Origin of the sequence: Salirhabdus euzebyi, assembly GCF_014207435.1 — a bacterium.
In the GTDB taxonomy this organism is placed as follows: Bacteria; Bacillota; Bacilli; order Bacillales; family Alkalibacillaceae; genus Salirhabdus; species Salirhabdus euzebyi.
On sequence record NZ_JACHGH010000001.1, the window covers coordinates 500200 to 520927 of the forward strand.

The following is a 20728-nucleotide window of genomic DNA, read 5'->3' on the forward strand; positions in this document are numbered from 1 at the left end:
CTCCTCTATATTCACAAAACTTTCCCTACTAAATAGATAGTTCTAAAGAAAGTTGATACATTGACATTTCTGGTTCACGTTTAAGGTTTAAGGCTTCTAAAATATCATGATCAACAACTTGATTACTTTGAATTCCTACCATTCTTCCGCCTTTACCCTCCATGAGTAAATCAACAGCTTTCGCCCCTAGGCGACTTGCTAAAACACGGTCAAACGCAGTCGGTGATCCGCCTCTTTGGGTATGACCTAATACGGTTACCCTTGTTTCCAAATTCAATTCTGTTTGTATTTTTTTTGCATAGTCAACACCACTACCAACACCTTCAGCTACGATTATAATACTATGGCGTTTCCCTCTATCATGACCTCTTTTAACTCGATCCACAATATCATGGAAATCTTCTTTTTTCTCAGGTATTAGTACCGATTCAGCTCCTGCAGACAAACCAGCCCATAATGCTAAATCTCCAGCATCTCTACCCATTACCTCTATCACATATGTACGTTCATGGGATGTTGCCGTATCTCGAATTTTATCTACGGCATCTATAATGGTGTTTAATGCTGTATCAAAACCGATTGTAAAATCTGTCCCTGGGATATCATTATCTATTGTTCCTGGAACTCCAATGCATGGAAATCCTTTTTCTGTTAATTTTTTAGCACCTCTAAAGGAACCGTCTCCTCCAATTACGACAAGCCCCTCAATACCTAGCTTTTTCATTTGTTCGATACCTTTCATTTGCCCTTCATCTGTTTTGAATTCTGGGCAACGTGAAGTAAATAGTTTAGTACCTCCACGGTGAATAATATCCCCTACAGATCCCAGCTCCATTTTCTCTATATCACCATTAATTAAACCTTGATAACCATAGTATATACCATACACTTCTATACCATGGTAGATTCCTTTTCTTACTACCGAACGTACAGCTGCATTCATTCCTGGTGCATCACCACCACTAGTTAGAACACCAATTTTTTTCATGTTTATCACCTCTATTTTTCTTTTCGCAAGCTGATTTACTAACTATACCGAAAACGTTTACGCTCTCCTACCGTAACTATATACAATTTTAAGAAACAATTGAAGGAAAGTGAAGAAATTTATCTTTTTTTAACATTTTCATTATATTATAAAATTACTAAACCCTCTATTTTTCCTCTACCTATAGAATGTACAATAATATTAAAAATAAAAGTAGGAAACAATTGAACCTTTCTTAACATTTTTCCCTTAACACGATTCAACTAAAACTCCCATAAGTAAAAATAAAGTGCAATCAACAGATTGCACTTTACACATTCATTATGAAGATAAAGTAGTATACTTTCCAATATTTTTATATTTTTCCCATCTTTTTTCTAATAATTCCTCACTCGATAAAGAAATCAACTCTTGAAGGGAAGCATGTAAAACTTTATCTATATTTTTGGCTTGCTCCTTAATGTTACGGTGAGCTCCACCCTTTAATTCAGGAATAATTTCATCTATAATATTTAATTCCTTTAGATCATATGAAGTGATTTTCATTGTTTCTGCAGCCTTTTGAGCAAGGTTTGAATCCTTCCACAATAATGCTGCTGCACCCTCAGGAGAAATAACAGAATAAGTGGAGTTTTCTAGCATATGAATTCGGTCACCTACACCTAGAGCTAATGCACCACCACTTCCACCTTCTCCTATTACAATACAGATGATCGGTACTTTCAAACCAGCCATTTCCTTTAAGTTTCTAGCTATGGCCTCACTTTGCCCCCGTTCTTCTGCAGCCTTTCCTGGGTATGCTCCTTTAGTATCAATAAAACAAATAATTGGACGTTTAAATTTATCGGCTTGCTTCATGAGCCGTAATGCTTTTCGGTATCCTTCTGGATGAGGCATACCAAAGTTTCTCCGAATGTTTTCTTTCGTATCTTTACCACGTTGGTGACCAATTACTGTGATAGGAGTCCCTTTATACTTAGCTACACCAGCAACAATTGCCTCATCATCACCATAAAGTCTGTCACCATGTAATTCAATAAAATCTTCAAAGATTTCTTGAATATAATCTAAAGTAGTCGGTCGTTGAGGATGACGGGCCATTTGAACTCGGTCCCACGGCTGCATGTTTCCATAGACTTCTTCTACTAGCTTTTCAAGACGGTCTTCTAACTTTTGGATTTCAGAGCTCAGATCTATATCGCTATCACTTGTAAACTTTTTAAGTTCTGCAATTTTTTGTTTTAGTTCCACTACTGGTTTCTCAAATGGTAAAACTTGATCTTTCACTCCGAAACACCTCCTGGCTGGTGTATATCAAGTAATGTTGTCAACATTTCTTTCATTTCCTGCCTATGAATAACCCTATCTAACTGGCCATGCTTTAATAAAAATTCAGCCGTCTGGAAATCTTCTGGCAATTTTTCTCTAATTGTTTGTTCAATTATTCTCCGACCTGCAAAGCCAATAAGAGCACCCGGTTCAGCAAAATTAAAATCTCCTAACGAAGCAAAACTAGCCGAAACACCACCGGTTGTTGGGTGTGTCATAATGGAGATCATTAAACCACCAGCTTCGCTAAAACGTTCAATAGCAATGGACGTTTTTGTCATTTGCATTAGGCTTAAAACACCCTCCTGCATACGTGCTCCTCCAGAAGCTGTGAAAATGATAAAAGGTAGATTTTCCTCTTTCGCGTTTTCTATTGCTCTTGCAATTTTCTCTCCAACTACAGAACCCATACTACCCATTCTATATCTTGAATCCATTATAGCTACAGCTGATGGAAAACCATTAATTTTACCTTTACCAGTTACAACTGCTTCATTTAATCCAGACTTTTTTCTATCCTTTTCCAACTTCTCCGCATAATCTGGAAAATCTAAAGGATTTTCAGAAATCATATTTTTATCCCATTCAACAAATGTATTTTCGTCAAATAAGGAGTCTATTCTTTCCCAAGCCGTTAATGGATGATGGTAACCACAATTTGGACAAACTTTTAAATGTTTATGTACTTCTTTACGATAAAAGATTTTTTTGCATTGTGGACATTTTTGCATCAACCCTTCAGGTACATCTTGCTTGGCTTCTTCGCGGGGTATTGTTGCATACTTTTTCTTCTTGCTAAAAAAATCTTTAAGCAAGCCAATTCCTCCTTTTAACAATAACAACTCAGCTAATTACTTTATAACTAGACCTAAACTTAACTAAGTATAAAGCAAAAGATATGTAAAGATTGTAAAAGCTTGTCTTATACTTTTCGACAAATATTTTCATATAATTGCTCAATAATTTCTTCTACTTTTTCTTTCTGTTTTGCATAAATAGCATCTAATAGCTGAATATATAAACTTTTTGCATACTCAATTGCATGAACTGTTCGGGAAAATTCTTCAATCAACTGCCATACCTTCAATAACAGATTATTGTTTGACATCGTAAACAGTTTAAAAAAGAAGTGAAAGTGTTTTTCATTACCTGACTCCTGCTCCTCTAAGTTCTGTTTAAGCTCGATTAAATGTTTTTCAGTTATATGCTGCATAGCAATTTGAGCGGCTTGTTGCTCTAGCAATTTCTTCACTTCCAGTAGCTCTTCTCTTGTACGGGACTCGTGCAAGATGAATGTCGATAAAATTTCCACAGTATGATATGGGCGGTACGTTTTTAAAAACGTACCCTCCCCTTGCTTTGTTTCAATTAATCCCAATAGCTCAAGTGCTCTTAAGGCCTCACGAACGGACGACCGGCCTGCATTTAATGTTTCGGCTAAATATCGTTCAGAAGGAAGACGATCCCCAGGTGATAGATCGTTTTGTTCAATAAACTTCCTTATTTGCTCTAAAACTTCTTGGTATACTTTTGCCTTGGAGTTTTCAGTCACTGCTTTCATTTCCTCCTCATTTGAAGGGAACAAGTAATCAAAAGATATATCAGGTTCTTTTACAAGCCTGTTTCATCTATTAAAGCTAACCTTCTCGTTTTCTCCGCAATTTCTTCTGGATCCTTTTGATGTCTTGCAACCCCTGATTCCATTGCTGCCCTTGCAACACTTGCCGCTACTGCAGGCGCTACGCGAGGATCAAATGGGGCAGGTATAACATAGTCTGGATTCAAATCCTTCTCATCGACTAAAGCAGCAATTGCTTCAGCCGCTGCAATTTTCATTTTCTCGTTGATTCTAGTTGCTCTTATATCTAAAGCTCCTCTAAAAATTCCAGGGAAAGCTAAAACATTATTTACTTGGTTTGGAAAATCTGAACGTCCTGTACCAATTACTTTTGCACCAGCCTCTTTTGCATCTTCTGGCATAATTTCAGGATCAGGGTTTGCCATTGCAAAAATAATAGAATCGTCATTCATACTTCTAACCATTTCTTTCGATAAAAGTCCACCAACAGAAACACCAATAAATACATCTGCTCCTTTAATTACCTCTTCAAGTGAGCCATGCAATTTATCTTTATTCGTAATAGCAGCAATTTCATCTTTCACTTCGTTCATGCCTTCATTACGACCTTCGTATATAGCACCCTTTGAATCACACATGATAATATCTCTAACACCAAAATGATATAACAGTTTTATAATTGCAATACCTGCAGCTCCTGCTCCGTTAGCTACAACCTTTATATTGGAAAAGGTTTTATTTACTACTTTAAGTGCATTAATTAATCCAGCCACTGTAACGATTGCCGTTCCATGTTGGTCGTCATGAAAAATAGGAATGTTCGTTTCTTTTTTCAAACGCTCTTCAATAATAAAACAGCTAGGCGCAGCAATGTCTTCTAAGTTAACTCCGCCGAAAGTAGGCTCCATAAGCTTAACTGTTTGAACGATTTGATCAATATCGCGCGTATTTAAACAGATTGGAAAGGCATCTACACCTGCAAAACTTTTAAATAATGCGGCTTTTCCTTCCATAACAGGTAAGGCTGCTTCTGGACCAATATTTCCTAAACCTAATACAGCAGAACCATCACTTACTACTGCAACCATGTTACCTTTCATTGTATATTCATAAACGTCTTCTTTCTTATCATAGATAGCTTTACATGGTTCAGCTACACCTGGGGAATAAGCAAGACTGAGATCCCTTGTGTTTTTAACAGGTACCTTTGAGTGTGTAGCTAATTTACCTTGATTTACTCTATGCATATGTAGTGCTTCTTCTTTTAAATTGGTCACAAACAATCGCTCCTTTATTTACAATACAGATTAACTTTTATATGAAACCTAAATTGGTCAGACCACTAAACTAGACTACTACATTATAACAAATGGTACATATGTGTAAAGTAAAGAAATTGTTTTATTCACAACAGAAACAGGAGTAGTAATTTTAACTAACTAGTAGAAATACTTATCCTTCTACTCTTTACTAGGTAAAGTGTAAAAAGAAAGACGCTACAACTGTAACGTCTACTATAAACGTTGTAATACAACAAATTCTTCACCAAAATATTCTTTCAACTTTTTCATGCATGGTTGACTAGGAGATATATTGTACGTTGAAGCCAACTGAAACGTTTCATTTCTTATCGTCGAGTGTACAACAACCGGAGTCGAACCAGGGAATAGATGAGATACATCTTTTAAATAACTTAGTTGCGCCCGCTCATCTTCATGTGAAAATTTTACATACATACGATTATGATTTGTTTCCTTTTTTAATTCATCAGATTTAAAAGGTTTTACCTCATTAATTAGCCACTGCGGGCGATTTTGGCGAATTTCTACTTTTCCCGATATAAAGATGATCATTTCTTCCTTTAACCATCTGTTTATTTCCCTATATAGATTTGGAAATATAACACCTTCCATTTCATCTGTTTCATCCGCAATTGTAACAAAAGCCATTGAGTCACCACGTTTTGTACGAATAACCTTAATATCTTGAACGGCTACTACACTTTTAGCATTATTCCCTATATGAAACTCTTTTATTGTTGCTAATGGATGATATCCATTAGCTTGTAGCTTGTTTCGAAAAGAAGATAGCGGGTGGCTAGACAAATACATGCCCAATACTTCTTTTTCAAAAGCCAGTTGTTTCAAAGGTGGAAAATTCTCTGTCTCTGTATAGGATGGTTCCAAGAGAAGGTCATCCCCAAATAAAGAATCTTGGTTATTTAACCCACCAAATAACTCTCCTTGTTCAATTGCTTGGTCTAAGGATGCAAGTAAAGTTGCACGGTTTATATTTGTTTCATCGAAGGCTCCCGCTAGAACCAACGACTCCATAATGGATCGATTAATTGTTTTTAAGGATACTCTTTGACAAAAATCAAATATTGATTGGAAAGGCTTATCCTTTCTCACACGTAAAATTTCTTCTATCGCTTGTTTTCCAACACCTTTAACTACTGGCAGTGCCATTCTAATAGAACCAGTATTCTCTACTGTAAAAATCCCTAAACTATGATTTATAGATGGTGGTAACACTTTAATACCAAATTGATTTGCTTCTCTTATATATTGCCGTACTTTTTCTTGATCAAATGATACAGAACTTAATAGTGCTGCAAAAAAGAAAGATGGATAATGTGCTTTTAAATAAGCGAGTTGATAGGCAATTTTGCTATAGGCTACAGCGTGACTACGATTAAATCCATAATTGGCAAAACGCTCTATCCAATCGTATACTTCATCTGCAACTTGACTAGAGTAGCCATTTTGTATACATCCAGTTCTAAACTTAGCCTTCTCTCTTTGAATAACCTCTTTATTCTTTTTGCTTATCGCCCTTCTTAAAGAATCTGCTTCTCCCAACGATAACCCAGCAAAACGGTTAGCAATTTGCATAATTTGTTCTTGATATATGAGAACACCAAACGTTTTTTCTAAAATAGGTTTTAAATCCGCATGAGGATATATCACTTTTTCCTCACCATGTTTACGCTTAATATAATTCGGAATAAACTCCATTGGACCTGGTCGATACAATGCATTTACAGCAACAACATCCTCAAATTGTGTTGGTTTTAAATCTTGCAAAACCTTTCTCATACCTGCAGATTCTAATTGGAATACTCCTGTTGTTTTTCCTTCTTGAAGTAGTTTAAATGTTTTGGCATCTTGTAATGGAATTTGGTCAAGGTTAAAGTTCTTATCCTTTTTTCGTTGTATTCGTTTCACAATTTGTTCCATCAAGGAAAGATTTCTTAAACCAAGAAAGTCCATCTTTAATAAACCTATTTCCTCTAGATCTCCCATTGGAAACTGTGTTAAAGCAATTTCTTGATGCCCTTTCATAAGCGGAACAAGATTTGTTAATTTTTCTTTACTAATAATAACACCTGCAGCATGAGTAGAGTGATGTCTTGGGAGTCCTTCTAATTTAAAGGCAATTTTAAACATTAACTTTAGTTTTTCAGATTGCTTTACATAGTCTTTTAATTCCTGGGATTCCCTAACGATGCTTTCAAGAGATGCCGATTGCTGCGGAATAGATTTTAATAAGAAAGCAGCCTCCTGTGTATCAATACTCATTGTTTTTATTAACTCTCTTAATAGTGACCTTGTACCAAATGTACCGAATGTAACAATCTGAGCGACTCTTTCCTGCCCATACTTCTGTTGAACATATTTGATTACTTCATCTCTTCTATGATCTGAAAAGTCAATATCAATATCTGGCATACTTATTCTCTCAGGGTTTAAAAATCGTTCAAACAATAATTCGTTTTCTATCGGATCTACATCTGTAATTTTGAGTAAATAAGAGACTAGCGATCCGGCAGCTGATCCCCTTCCTGGACCAGTCAATATATCATTATTTCTAGCAAAATTCATAAAGTCCCACACAATCAAAAAGTAATCATTGAAATCCATCTTGTTAATAACTTCTAACTCATAGTTTAATCTATCGACTACTTTTGGTTCGACTGCTGTAAACCTTTCGTTCATACTTTCTAGGCATAGCTTTTGTAAATATTGCCTAGAAGTCATTTCATTAGGTGTTGGATACGAAGGCAGAATTTGTTGGTTAAACGTTAACGTTACATTACACTTCTCTGCAATTTTCACGCTATTCTCAATTGCATTTGGCCAAAAATCAAGATAATCTCCTTCTATTTCCGATGCCGAAACTAAATGGCGATATTTTGATTCGGGCATTGGTTTGTCATGAGACCACTTTTTTTGTTCTCTTATGTGCTGCAAACAGTCATAAGCAAGATAATCCTCCGCTTGTAAATACCTCACATCTTGTAAGACTACACCTTCTTGCCCCTTAGCTTCACAATATTCTTTAACAACTGTATTTACTATTCTCTTTTCTTCATTATGATGTTCTTGAATACCAACGTAAAAATGATTATTAGGCACACTGTCTCTTAATTGATTTACTGTACGATCAAAAAAATCCATTTTTCTATCCATCAGAGGAAGAGAAAAAGGTTTTTGCTGTACCGGTAAAACGACAAATAAATCACTAGTAAGTTCTACTATTTCTTCTATAAACAAGGCATCTGTTTCTTGTAATCCAACCTGTGTAGACAATTCTAATAGCTGTTGATAACCTTTGTTCGATTTTGCGAGAAGAATGATAAAGAAAGTAGAGTCAGGTTCTGTGCTTGTTGTTGTTTCATTTCCCACTTTAACCCTCAATTTCAAACCAATAATAGGTTTTAACCCTTCCTCCATACACTTCTTATAAAACTGAACGGCACCATGTAAAACATGCTCATCGGTTAGTGCGATTGAGGTAAACCCTTTTTGTTTAGCACCCACAACAAGCTTGTCTACCGTTAATGTACTTTTCATAAAACTATATCCACTATGTACTTGTAGATGTACAAACCCCAATCGAGATCACACCTTTATCGTTCTTATTCATTACTTCTTTATTATAGCCTAATCTATCGAACCATTAAATCGATATCATACATGTCCAACGTCTCCCATAAAATATAATGATATACGAAGAAAAAGAAAAGTAGGGGATGAGGAGCTGTATGGAAGAAAAGTTTATCCCATCACTAATACAATGCTATTTTATTGCTTTTGGTGTTTTAGCAGGTGGTTCCTTTATCGGAAGCATTGGGGCATTTATTGTAGGAGAACCTCCACTAACTGTAATTACACGTTTGGCTAAAAGTCTACGAATGTGGGCAATTGTTGCCGCTATTGGTGGTACATTTGATGCCTTTGCGAATCTAGAAAGGGGTATTTTTGACGGAGAGACAATCAATTTCGTAAAGCAATTTGCCTTTATTATATCGGCAATGGCAGGGGTTCAAACAGCACTGTTAATGATTGAATGGTTTGTTCAGGAGGAAATTACGTAATGCATATTCCACCCTATTACAAAAGAAGAGGATTTCAATATTTCTTCGTCGGTATTATTGTTGGCTTCATCATCTCATACCTTGTATTTATCTATATAAATGGTGAGTTAACAGAAAAGTGGATTGAAGAAAACATTCAATTGCATTCAAAAGTGGAATCATTGGAAAATACCAATAGAATATTATCGGAGGACAAAGAGGAGCTAAATGAAAAAAACAAACAAAAGTTAACAATACAGGACATCCAAGTTCAGCTGACAAATGCCAAACAACTTCGACTAGATCGGTTTATTGAGCATGAATTAATATCTAAAATAAAGGAAGAACTTTCAAGTTTGACCGGGAATAGTATAGAAAGTGTTATGGAGAATAAATCCCTCATATATACATCAGTCGAAAATAAAACGTTCAAGATTGACGATTTTGCTTATGAAGCCGAAATAAGGGAACTAATTATTAGCACCAAAATGTCTATATCAGTAAAAATTACCATGTCCAGCACTTAAATACAATATAATTTTTGAAATTTTTTTGAAAATTTATTAGATTTCATTTATTAAAGATGGAAATACGGGTAAAATAAAGATAAGAAAATAATAACAAAAGAGAGGGTGAGTAGTATGTTTGTCTTAAGTCAAAGTAAACTAGTAGAAGAAAAAATGCAGCAATTAATGAATGGTTACTCCGCTTATGCAGAAACCGAAGAACTCATCCGTCTTATAGAGAGAAATGTTTCAAAGTATGATTTAGATATTATTTTAGACCAAACAGATGTTGGCTGTTGGTTTATACCTAACAAGTAGGAAAAGTTGAAAAGTCTGGCTAAGAACCAGACTTTTATTGTTATATTTCTTGAAATATTTTACATACCTCTTCTAAATCTTTTATAACCTCGTCAGCTTCTTCCCATGTGTATACAGAGGCGCCAGACGCCATAGGATGCCCTCCACCATTATACCTTGCTGCAATATCATTAATAATTGGACCTTTCGAACGTAATCGTACCCGAATAACGTCCGTCTCTTCAATAAAGAATACCCAAGCTATAACACCTTCAATATCTCCTAAAATCCCTACAAGCTGTGAAGTCTCTGATGGGCTAATCCCGTATTCTTCCAGTATCTCTTTCGTAATTTTTATCGTGCTAAAACCATTTTCGGATACCGAAAAATGCTGTAACACGTATCCTTTTAATCTTGCAATCCGGTGTTTCGTATTGTACAAATTGTTATATAAAAGTGTTCGATCAAAATCATATTTCACTAGTTCAGAAGCATATTGAAACGTTTTAGTCGTAGCACTAGGAAATAAAAACCTTCCTGTGTCCCCAACTATCCCAGCATAAATCAATCTAGCTGCCTCATCGGTTAAACGCCATTTTTCGTTGGCATTTCCAGCTAAGTATAATTCATAAATCATTTCACTAGTAGATGACGCCCCTGTATCAACCCAGTTTATATCCCCATATGGATCATGGTTCGGATGGTGATCAATTTTAATTACCATTTTCCCTTTTGTATACCTCTGGTCACAAACTCTTTCCTGGTTTGCTGTATCACATACAATGACTAGTGCATCTTCATAAGTAGAATCTTCAATTTGATCTAAAGTTGCTAAAAAACGCAGGGATCGCTCTTCTTCTCCTGTAACAAGAACTTTTTTATCAGGATAATTTTCCTTAATTAAGTGTGCTAAACCTATTTGCGAACCATATGCATCAGGGTCTGGTCGAACATGTCTATGTATGATGATGGTATCAAACTGTTTAATAGTAGATATAATTTCTTTTTCGGTCATCTTCATGTACGCCTCACTTTTTCATTTCTTTTTTTCTTCTCTTAAAAATATCACAAAACATCGAGGTAGCAAAATATCTTTCAAACCGTTACAATGTAATGGCAGTCTCTAATATATCTATTACATAGGCAAAGTTATGAAGGAGTTGTGAATATGATCATTTTCCCTATTATTATAGTTCTAGCCATAGTTATGTATATATACTTCAAAGTAAAGATCTTAACGCTTAAAGAACCAATTTTGATGCAACTAACAAATGCTAAAGCAAGAATAGCTCTAGGTATATTTATATTCTTTTTTGGCATTAACCAATATTTGTTTTATGAAACGAGTCTTGCCTTATTTATCGGTATTGTTTTCTTACTTATTGGCGTTATGCAAGCGCAATATGGTTTTAAACTATATAAGTTTTTCCGTAAAGAAGTACAAAATAGTGTAGTAACAGAGTAAAAAAAATCCCTTGTTGATCCAACAAGGGATTTTTTGCAGTCCTAGTTTGATTGAACGACATATTCTTGCCGCTAACTAAATCCTTGTGGTGACTCCTCATTGTTATCGGTCAATAAACTGTGCCATTAACAGAGCTTTGCCTACAAGCGCATCATCTGAATACACTTCAACATCTAGCTTTGTGAACTTCCTTCCAACTTCAAGTGGATTTGGTTTAATTTTTAACATGCTACCTAGTTGAACTGGTTTCATGAAATAGATAGATAAGTTTTCTACAACCAAATCTCCTTTTTTATATTGTCTTAGTAATCTCTTTGCCGATTCCGTGACAAAGGAAGTAAAAACTCCATATGATAGGGTTCCAAGATGATTGGTCATTTGTGGTGTTACTTCCGAGTAATAAGTAGTTTCTGTTTCTTCTTCATCCCATTCCATTTGATTGGAAACAATATCCTCAATTGTTTCACCTACTTGTGGTTGACGTTGTAGCTGTTGCAGACCTTTAATAACATCCTGTCTTGTTATCACCCCTTGGAAGCGATACTGGGCATCGACAACAGGTAATAGTTCAATCCCTTCCCAAACCATCGTATGCGCAGCATTGGCAAGAGACGTATTTGTTTGGACGGTCATTGGGTTTCGTGTCATCACCTTGTTTATAGGTAATAACTGATCTTTGCCAATAACGTCTTTGGAGGTCACCATTCCTACTACCTTTTCATATTCATCTACTACTGGATAGCGACTATGGTTTGTCTTTTCATTTAATTCATACCATTTGCTAACGAGATCCGTCGATTTCAAGAAAAATGTACGTTCTAAAGGTGTAAAAATGTCATCAACAATGATAATTTCTTTTTTTATCAATTGATCATAAATGGCACGATTAATCATGGCAGCTACTGTAAAGGTATCGTATGTAGTTGAGATGATCGGTAGTTTATTTTCGTTCGCAATCCTCTTTACTTCTTCATCCGTATCAAAGCCCCCGGTAATTAAAACAGCTGCTCCAGCTAGTAATGCAAGCTTTTGCGCTTTCACCCTATTCCCAACAATTAATAAGGAATCGGCCTCTGTATATCGCATCATCGCTTCTAGCTGCATAGCACCAATGACAAATTTATTTAATGTTTTATGTAGTCCTTCTCGTCCACCTAATACTTGTCCATCTACAATATTTAAAATTTCTGCAAAGGTTAATTGTTCAATATTTTCCTTCTTTTTTTTCTCAATACGTATAGTACCCACACGTTCAATCGTACTGACAAAGCCAATATTTTCTGCTTCCTTTATCGCTCTATATGCAGTTCCTTCACTTACATTTAGAGTTTTTGCTACTTGTCGTACGGAGATTTTACTACCAATAGGCAGAGATTCTATGTGTGCTAAAATTTGTTCGTGTTTTGTAGCCACAATCGCTCACCAATCTTTCATCATATACATTCTAGCTTTATTATAACGATGTATAGGAGACCAAATCAATGATGAAATAGGTATGTAACACGAAGGCTGCTTATCTTATATACCAGAAGAAGGTGTTTTACCTATAGTTGAATTCGTTCTTTTCTTTACTTTCTCTACTGAACTATTTGTTTTTATATTTAATAAGTTTCCGACATTAGCACCAATTACAAGAACAAAAAAGGCAAGCCAGCATACCCAAAATAACGAACTCATTGGTGATTGTGCACCTCCTATTGCCGGTAAAGCTAAATAAAGTAAGAAAAATGCAAATAGTATTTTAAACAAAGCATTTGTGTTCATCCTATCCCCTCCGATTGTTTTACTTCATATTTATGCATTGGACAGGGAAACCATGTCCTACGAAGGAAATTACATGAGGAGAAACTCTAAAAAAATCCCCTTGTCCAATAGACAAGAGGATACATTTACTTCTATAAGATTGTTAAGTCTACCTTTTGTTGATGTTACGACTTTGTTTATAGTAGGTTACTAAAGAGTTAGTTCATCACCTGGATTCATCACTTTCCCTAAACCAGGCTTTAATTTACTTACAAATTCATTTGGATCCTGTTTGATGACAGGGAACGTATTATAGTGTACGGGTACAACTTGTTTTGCACGAACCCATTCCGCTGCAATTGATGCATCTTCTGGCCCCATCGTAAAGTTATCGCCAATTGGAAGAAATGCTAGATCAATTTCATTCATTTCTCCGATAAGTTTTAAATCAGAAAATAAACCGGTGTCCCCTGCATGATAAATGGTTTTACCTGCTGATTTCAAAAGAATTCCAGCTGGCATTCCAGTATAAATAATTTGATTATTTTCATCTGTATAGCTAGAACTATGAAAGGCTTTCGTTAATTTCACCTCTCCAAAATCAAAACGATAGCTTCCACCTAAATTTATTGGGTGTGTTTCTACTCCTTTAGATCCTAAATAATTTGCTAGCTCAACTGGTGCTACAACTAGTGCATTGTTTCTTTTTGCTATTTCAACTGTATCCCCAACATGATCATTATGTCCGTGAGTTAATAAGATAACATCAGTTGATACTTCGTCCGCTTTTAAATCACATAGTTCGTTACCTGTAATAAAAGGATCAATTAAGATTGTTTTCCCTTCTGTTTTCACCATAACAATGGAATGACCGTGATAAGAAACCTTCATTTTTTCATCTCTCCTTTTTCACATTTTACTAACTTTATAATTCAATAAAATCGTTATACATCCCTTTACCCGATTAATAGTTATTCCATGCATCTTCATACTTTTGGATTAAATGAGGATCAATAAGCGTATTCGGTTTAAGTACGAGTAAGTTTCCTTTTTCTTCTATATAGCTATCTTCATCTTTGCCAAACTTCGTTAAACCTATAATCATTTCAGAAGTTAAAAACTTTGTCTCTACTTCCACTACCAGTTCTTCTGTTCGAACTGGATTCCTTCCAGCCATTACAAATCCCCAATTACCAAAGCTCGGAATGTCCACATGGAAATTTTCTACTTTCATTCCAGTAGATTCTATTGTTTTAGAAATGGTCCAATAAACCTTTGGGGCAAACACTGGGCTAGTAGCTTGTACCATGGTAGCACCTGTAGGCTCTAAGCGATTACGAATGAGCGAGTAAAATTCCCATGTATATAGCTTATTTAGCCCCTCATTATTCGGATCCGGTAAGTCTACAATAATGACATCGTATTGTCTTGTGGTACTTTCTAAAAATTGAAAAGCATCCTGGTGAATAATATGAACTTTGTCGTGACTTAAAGCATTTTCATTTAAATTTAACAAATGATGATTATTTTTTGCAAGATTTACAACTGCCGGATCTAAATCGACCAATGTTATGTTTTGGATGTCATTATATTTAAGTAGCTCACGAACAACTAATCCGTCCCCACCACCAAGAACTAAAATCTGATCGTGGCTATCCACTTGAGACATGACAGGGTGCACCAATACTTCGTGATACCTATATTCATCGGTTGAACTAAATTGTAATCCCCCATTTAAAAATAGTCTTGTATCTCCTTGGTCCTTTGTTAGAACAATTTTTTGATATTTTGATTCATCCATATAAATGATAGGGTCCCGGTACATTTTTTGTTCAAAGGAAAATGCTAGCTCTTCTCCAAAAAATAACCCACCAATTAAAACAACTCCAATACTTATCCCAGCAAACCCGTGTTTTTTCCAGCCTTTAATTTCTTCTCGAAACATCCATAGTATAAAGAGAGCAACAGATAAATTAATCAGGCCTACAAAAAAAGCAGTTTTAACCATTCCAAATTCAGGTCTTAATAGGAAAACAAACAATAGCCCACCTATTAAACCACCTGCATAATCTGAAAATAAAACTCTTGCTGTACTTTTATTTAAGGCGACTCCTAAATCATTTGCTTTACGGATTAGAACAGGTAACTCCACACCAGTTAATGCCCCTATAATAAACGTCACCATATATAAAAATAATGCATCCGATCCACCTGGTAAAAATGCGGTAATACCAAACATAGTAAAGCTAGAGAAACCACCAATAATCGCTACTAAAAATTCAATCCAGACAAAAGATAAAATTAAATTTTTCGTAATTCTTTCACTGAAACTAGCACCAATTCCCATGCCCGTCAAAAATATTGATATCGTTAATGTATACTGCTTTACACCGTCACCTAGTATGTAGGAACCTAATGCACCAAACAAAACTTCAAAAATAATTCCACAAATGGAGACAATTCCTGAGGCCCAGTAAATCATTTTACTTTTATTTTCTGCCGTCATCTGCAACATCATCACTCCGTATTTAGCATCAATCATTACGAAAACCCTTGCCATACCAGTGGTACAACAAGGGTGTCTTTTTACTTGTATTCCAACACTATTTAGAAAGAACTATGCTTTCGCAGCCTTACACCTTGATTTCATCCCTTGAAAACTCCCTAATTATGTAATAGATGCCCCAATGACAAAAGCAAGACCGATAGATACGGCCATGGATACAATACCAACAGCCACATTACCCTCTTTTAGTTGCTTTTCAACGGAAAACTTTCTTGTAATCCCTTCAAATATGAAATAGGCTACTAGCTGGAGAAGTACTCCATATGCTCCCCAAATCAGTGTTTCCACTAATTCAATACTATGATATATGGCAAAGGATAAAATAATACATATTCCAATTACCTTTCCTGCTATTGATAGAGCTACCGCTGTATTACCTTGATTAATTTCATGCCAATCCTTGTATTTCGTTGTAACAACCTCAAAAATCACAAGTCCAATAACAACCACTACAATTGCTACTATAAAATATAAAAACGTATAAAGAAACGGTTCCATTCATTTTACCTCCTTTTATTTTCCTGTTCCTGGTCCACCACCACGTGTTGTGGAACCACGTAAGGACCCGATATCACCAGAACGGTATTTATCAGTATTATAATAACCGCCATAGCAATTCCCTTGTTTACAAGCTTGCGTTCTTTTCTTACCCCAGTCATCCACATCTAACACATCGTCAAGTAACCATAAAGCAAAAAATCCACTGAAATAGTTTGGTGTGTAATGATTACGAACAAACTCCGTTGATGCTAATTCCAATAACAATAGTTCTGGATCTTCTTGGTCTTCTTGTAACGTCAATATGTAATTCGAATAAATAAATATTTGTTTGTTTTCTTGTATGTCGCTCACTTGTTCAGCTTTCATTCCTCTTTCTATTAATGGAGAAAGTTCTTCTAATCCGAATTGTCTCGTTGCATAAATGTATGATTGTTCATTATTGCCCTCTGAAACAACATCTACTAAAGAAAAATTATCATCAAGTAAAGTTTTTATGGAGGAATAATTGCCTGTTTCTATTGCTGACTTTACTTCCTCTTTTGAAATTTCATCAATGGCTACACTTGCTGTCATTCCTCTATCCCCAATGGAACCACAGCCTGAAAGGAGTAATAAAAAAGATACTAACATAAAAACCGACCGTAATTTCAATACTCACCCTCCTTCCTCACCTAGTAGAAGGGACAGCTATTCTGACTCTGTCCCTCACTATTGGTATTCTTTTTTTACTCTTTCCCTAACTTTTTCTTTAAAGCAGCTAATTCATCATCTACACCACTGCTTTTTTCTAGTTTATCAAACTCATCATCTAGAGAGCGTGTTTGATAAGATAAATCCTCGCTCGTTTCAGCCTCAGCTTCATATCTGAACACCTTTTCTTCCATTCTCTCAAATCCTTGTTTTGCTTCATCATTTCCAATAGATGACATCGTTCTATTCATTTTTGTTCTCGTTTTAGCTGATTCTGCTCGGGCCTTTAATGTATCCTTCTTAATTTTCATATCTTGATATTCTGCTTTCATTTCATCAAGTTTCGTACGTAATGATGTGGAATCCTTTACAGCTACATCCCAAGATTCTTTAAGTAAAGTAGCTTGCTGCTCATAATTTTTCTTATCTTCTAGTGCTCTTCTAGCTAGGTCCTCATCACCGGCTTCAATCGCTCGTTCTGCCTGAGTTTGTCTCTTATCTACAATAGCTTGTGCATCATCATACTTTCTTTTGAGCATCTTTTCGTTAGCAATTTGTTTTGCCACTGCACTTTCCGCTTCACGAATGTCTCTTTCCATATCCCGCATAAATTGGTCCAACATTTTTACTGGATCTTCAGCCTTGTCTAACATCGCATTTAATTCTGAACCTACTACCGTTTTTACACGCTTAAAAAACTTAAACATTTCATTTCCTCCTTTATTTTGAACCCGCGATTATTTTAATTTCAAATTCTTCTATTGAATAACCAATACTTACTTCTACTTCATTTCCCCATGCCTCTACACTTAAAAACTGTTCTTCTCCATCATCACTGTAATCAGCATAATGGACTGTTCTTCCATTTATTTGCTGACTTCTTCCTTGTCCAAATACTTGTGCGTTTCCTTCTTCTTCTAAGTAGTATGTTGTACCTTCATAATCCACTTTTTTAGGAAAGGGCTCTGCTAAAGGAATAGAGATAGATCTATAGATTCCTAATTCTAACTCATCATCCATTTCTGCAGATAACCAAACTGTTTTTTTTCCTTCAAGCAATTGATAAGCAGACCATTCGTACCCATGATCTTTATACATTATTTTTCCAACAACTTCATAATCGATTAGGTCGTACGTAATAATATCCCCGACTTCTATGGATAGTACGGTGCGCTCTTTAATTTCTTCCTCTACTTCTGATTTCTTATTACCAAAAAGTTTAGAAAACAAACCCAACTATTCTCACCTCTTTTTACAATCGTCCTGTTAATATGTACGTATTGAAATTTGTAAAAGTTTCACCTAATAATAATCTTTCTATAACTTCTATATTATTCCTTTTATTCTTTACCTGCTTTCTTTTTCAAATAATAATTGGTAAAGTCATCTATAAGGAGTGATTTAGAATGACGAATAGATTAAATCTGCTAATCGATAAAATGAAGGAACTAAATGTGGAAAGTATTTTTATGACATCTAAAGCGAACATCTATTATTATTCTGGATATCTTACAGAACCTCACGAAAGACTTGTGGCCATTTTTGTCGATCAGCTTGGTGCGCCACTCCTCATTTTACCCGAAATGGAGAAGGAAGATGCGAAGGCAACTGGATGGGCTGGAGAAATGTTAACTTATGATGACCAAACAAACCCATGGTCCCTCTTCCAAGATTATTTACATAAAACAAAACGGAACATTTTTTCTATCGGCGTTGAAAAAGGACATTTTACGTTAGAAAGGTACGACCAGTTATCTTCTGTTATCCCGGGTAGTAAGGTGTTAGACGTCAGTAATTTGATGAATGATATGCGGGTAGTCAAGGATAAAAAGGAATACGCCATTTTGAAAAAAGCTGCAGTTTTAGCCGATTTTGGGGTAGAAAAAGGAATAGAAGCATTACAAGATGGAGCTTCGGAAATGGAAATTCTTGCTCATATCGAATATTCTCTGAAACGAGAAGGGATAAGGGAGATGTCTTTCTCGACTCTCGTACTAACTGGAGAAAAAACAGCATCCCCACATGGGAATCCAGGTACTAAACAACTAAACCCAGGCGATTTTGTGTTATTTGACCTAGGAGTAATTTATGATGGATATTGTTCAGACATTACAAGAACTGTAGCTTACCAAACCATTTCACAAGATCAAAAGAAAGTTTATGAAACGGTTTTATCTGCACAAGTAGCGGCTATACAAGCTTCACAGATTGGTGTTCAAATTGGGCAAATTGACCAAACAGCTCGCCAAATAATAACAGATGCAGGGTATGGTAAATACTTTACGCACAGGATCGGACATGGACTCGGTATTGATGTTCACGAATATCCTTCTATGCATGGAGCAAATACAGTTCCACTAAAGGAAGGAATGTGCTTTACCATTGAGCCCGGTATATATATTCCAGGGGTTGGTGGTGTAAGAATAGAGGATGATATTTTTATGACGAAGAATGGACCAGAAATATTAACTTCCTTTCCAAAGGAATTACAAATTATCTCGTAAAAGGAAAAAGAGGCCGAAAAATAATTTCGGCCTCTTTTTCTGTTTATTTGTTTAATAATTCATTCACATCAGAGTAATCTAATTGATGAGCCTCAGCTACTGCCTCATATGTTACATAACCATCTAACGTATTAATACCCTTTTTCAAGGATTCATTATCTAAACAAGCTTGCTTATACCCCTTGTTCGCTAATTGTAATGCATAAGGTACAGTAACATTCGTCAGACCGATTGTTGACGTTCTTGGCACTGCTCCAGGCATATTAGCTACTGCATAATGAAGTACCCCAAATTTCTCGTACGTAGGATCATCATGTGTTGTGATACGATCTGATGTAGCAACAATTCCACCCTGATCAATAGCAACATCTACGATAACAGAGCCAGGTTTCATTGACTTAACCATATCTTCTGTAATCAGTTTTGGTGCTTTTGCTCCTGGAATAAGTACTGCACCTATCACTAAATCAGACTCTTTAACAGCGTCTGCTATATTTAAAGGATTTGACATTAACGTATTAATAGAAGAGCCGAAAATATCATCTAATTCGCGTAGTCTATCTGGACTTAAATCAACTATTGTCACATCTGCTCCAAGTCCCATAGCAATTTTGGCTGCGTTTGTACCAACAACTCCTCCACCAATAATTGTTACTTTTCCACGGCGTACTCCAGGAATTCCACCTAACAAAATTCCTAGACCACCTTTTGATTTTTCCAAAAATTGTGCACCAATTTGGGATGCCATTCTTCCTGCTACCTCACTCATAGGAGTTAAAAGTGGTAAAGAACGATTCGGTAATTGTACAGTCTCATAAGCAATACCGATCACCTTTTTATCAATAAGCGCCTTTGTTAAAGACGGCTCAGCCGCTAAATGTAAATATGTAAACAAAATAAGTCCTTCATAAAAATAACCATATTCCTCTGGTAATGGCTCCTTTACTTTCATGACCATCTCTTTACTCCAAACGTCTTTTGCCGTTGGAGAAATAAAAGCACCCGCTTCTGTGTATTGTTCATCAGTAAATCCTGATCCAACACCTGCATTCGTCTCAACGTATACTTCATGCCCAGCCTTTGTAAGTGAAATAACACCTGCAGGGGTTATAGCTACTCTATTTTCATTATTTTTTATTTCCTTTGGTACTCCTATTTTCACGTTGTTTCCTCCTTCTACAAAAAAGCTATGTATATGAAT

Annotated in this window: 21 protein-coding genes; 5 read left to right on the top strand and 16 right to left on the bottom strand. The window is 35.7% G+C overall.

Annotated elements, in window-relative coordinates:
- Positions 1-28: 28 nt before the first annotated feature.
- From pfkA to dnaE, 6 genes are all read right to left on the bottom strand, one after another.
- Complete coding sequence (gene pfkA, locus HNQ94_RS02595; RefSeq protein WP_174494362.1) at positions 29-988, bottom strand: 6-phosphofructokinase; 960 nt, start codon at positions 986-988, stop codon at positions 29-31.
- Positions 989-1309: 321 nt separating this feature from the next.
- Positions 1310-2275 (bottom strand): acetyl-CoA carboxylase carboxyl transferase subunit alpha, encoded by a 966-nt coding sequence (gene accA, locus HNQ94_RS02600; RefSeq protein ID WP_174494361.1) that lies wholly within the window; start codon positions 2273-2275, stop codon positions 1310-1312.
- Positions 2272-3132, bottom strand: a complete 861-nt coding sequence (gene accD, locus HNQ94_RS02605) for an acetyl-CoA carboxylase, carboxyltransferase subunit beta (RefSeq protein ID WP_174494360.1) — start codon at positions 3130-3132, stop codon at positions 2272-2274. Before accD ends, accA begins: the two co-directional genes overlap by 4 nt.
- A gap of 107 nt (positions 3133-3239) precedes the next feature.
- The gene (locus HNQ94_RS02610; RefSeq protein ID WP_174494359.1) at positions 3240-3878 is read right to left on the bottom strand and encodes a FadR/GntR family transcriptional regulator; all 639 of its coding nucleotides are present in this window, start codon (positions 3876-3878) and stop codon (positions 3240-3242) included.
- A gap of 50 nt (positions 3879-3928) precedes the next feature.
- Positions 3929-5143, bottom strand: coding sequence for an NADP-dependent malic enzyme (ystJ, locus tag HNQ94_RS02615; RefSeq protein WP_174494735.1), 1215 nt, complete (start codon positions 5141-5143; stop codon positions 3929-3931).
- 267 nt (positions 5144-5410) lie between these two features.
- Positions 5411-8794, bottom strand: a complete 3384-nt coding sequence (gene dnaE, locus HNQ94_RS02620; RefSeq protein WP_174494358.1) for a DNA polymerase III subunit alpha — start codon at positions 8792-8794, stop codon at positions 5411-5413.
- 149 nt (positions 8795-8943) lie between these two features.
- On the opposite strand from dnaE, the gene ytrH reads away from it, so the two are divergent.
- The 3 genes from ytrH to HNQ94_RS02635 all read left to right on the top strand — a co-directional run bounded on the left by ytrH (position 8944) and on the right by HNQ94_RS02635 (position 10079).
- Positions 8944-9276: a sporulation membrane protein YtrH gene (gene ytrH, locus HNQ94_RS02625; protein WP_174494357.1), complete on the top strand. Its 333-nt coding sequence runs from the start codon at positions 8944-8946 to the stop codon at positions 9274-9276.
- Complete coding sequence (gene ytrI, locus HNQ94_RS02630; RefSeq protein ID WP_174494356.1) at positions 9276-9782, top strand: sporulation membrane protein YtrI; 507 nt, start codon at positions 9276-9278, stop codon at positions 9780-9782. The genes ytrH and ytrI overlap by 1 nt, the downstream gene beginning before the upstream one ends.
- A gap of 114 nt (positions 9783-9896) precedes the next feature.
- On the top strand, positions 9897-10079 hold the full coding sequence (locus HNQ94_RS02635) for a YtzJ family protein (protein ID WP_174494355.1): 183 nt from the start codon (positions 9897-9899) through the stop codon (positions 10077-10079).
- 40 nt (positions 10080-10119) lie between these two features.
- On the opposite strand, the gene HNQ94_RS02640 is transcribed toward HNQ94_RS02635, so the two are convergent.
- Positions 10120-11079: a DHH family phosphoesterase gene (locus HNQ94_RS02640; protein ID WP_376697722.1), complete on the bottom strand. Its 960-nt coding sequence runs from the start codon at positions 11077-11079 to the stop codon at positions 10120-10122.
- A gap of 147 nt (positions 11080-11226) precedes the next feature.
- Here HNQ94_RS02640 and HNQ94_RS02645 point away from each other — a divergent pair, with 147 nt between their 5' ends.
- Positions 11227-11523 (top strand): YtpI family protein, encoded by a 297-nt coding sequence (locus HNQ94_RS02645; protein ID WP_174494354.1) that lies wholly within the window; start codon positions 11227-11229, stop codon positions 11521-11523.
- A gap of 102 nt (positions 11524-11625) precedes the next feature.
- Here HNQ94_RS02645 and HNQ94_RS02650 read toward each other — a convergent pair whose 3' ends face one another.
- The 8 genes from HNQ94_RS02650 to HNQ94_RS02685 all read right to left on the bottom strand — a co-directional run bounded on the left by HNQ94_RS02650 (position 11626) and on the right by HNQ94_RS02685 (position 18259).
- A complete protein-coding gene (locus HNQ94_RS02650; protein WP_174494353.1) occupies positions 11626-12936 on the bottom strand; it encodes a DRTGG domain-containing protein in 1311 nt (436 codons plus the stop codon).
- 105 nt (positions 12937-13041) lie between these two features.
- Positions 13042-13287 carry a hypothetical protein gene (locus HNQ94_RS02655; RefSeq protein ID WP_174494352.1) on the bottom strand — a complete coding sequence of 82 codons (246 nt, stop codon included), beginning with the start codon at positions 13285-13287 and terminating at the stop codon, positions 13042-13044.
- Positions 13288-13476: 189 nt separating this feature from the next.
- Positions 13477-14157 carry a metal-dependent hydrolase gene (locus HNQ94_RS02660; protein WP_174494351.1) on the bottom strand — a complete coding sequence of 227 codons (681 nt, stop codon included), beginning with the start codon at positions 14155-14157 and terminating at the stop codon, positions 13477-13479.
- A 73-nt stretch (positions 14158-14230) separates the two neighbouring features.
- Positions 14231-15781, bottom strand: a complete 1551-nt coding sequence (locus HNQ94_RS02665) for a polyamine aminopropyltransferase (protein ID WP_174494733.1) — start codon at positions 15779-15781, stop codon at positions 14231-14233.
- Between the two features lie 153 nt (positions 15782-15934).
- Positions 15935-16330, bottom strand: coding sequence for a DUF350 domain-containing protein (locus tag HNQ94_RS02670; RefSeq protein WP_174494350.1), 396 nt, complete (start codon positions 16328-16330; stop codon positions 15935-15937).
- A 15-nt stretch (positions 16331-16345) separates the two neighbouring features.
- Positions 16346-16984, bottom strand: coding sequence for a DUF4247 domain-containing protein (locus HNQ94_RS02675; protein WP_174494349.1), 639 nt, complete (start codon positions 16982-16984; stop codon positions 16346-16348).
- A 74-nt stretch (positions 16985-17058) separates the two neighbouring features.
- Positions 17059-17730, bottom strand: a complete 672-nt coding sequence (locus HNQ94_RS02680; protein ID WP_174494348.1) for a PspA/IM30 family protein — start codon at positions 17728-17730, stop codon at positions 17059-17061.
- A 13-nt stretch (positions 17731-17743) separates the two neighbouring features.
- Positions 17744-18259: a DUF4178 domain-containing protein gene (locus HNQ94_RS02685; protein WP_174494347.1), complete on the bottom strand. Its 516-nt coding sequence runs from the start codon at positions 18257-18259 to the stop codon at positions 17744-17746.
- A 170-nt stretch (positions 18260-18429) separates the two neighbouring features.
- Between HNQ94_RS02685 and HNQ94_RS02690 the strand changes: the two genes are divergently transcribed.
- Positions 18430-19527 carry a M24 family metallopeptidase gene (locus HNQ94_RS02690; protein ID WP_174494346.1) on the top strand — a complete coding sequence of 366 codons (1098 nt, stop codon included), beginning with the start codon at positions 18430-18432 and terminating at the stop codon, positions 19525-19527.
- A gap of 43 nt (positions 19528-19570) precedes the next feature.
- Here HNQ94_RS02690 and ald read toward each other — a convergent pair whose 3' ends face one another.
- A complete protein-coding gene (gene ald / locus HNQ94_RS02695) occupies positions 19571-20689 on the bottom strand; it encodes an alanine dehydrogenase (RefSeq protein ID WP_174494345.1) in 1119 nt (372 codons plus the stop codon).
- Positions 20690-20728 lie beyond the last annotated feature (39 nt).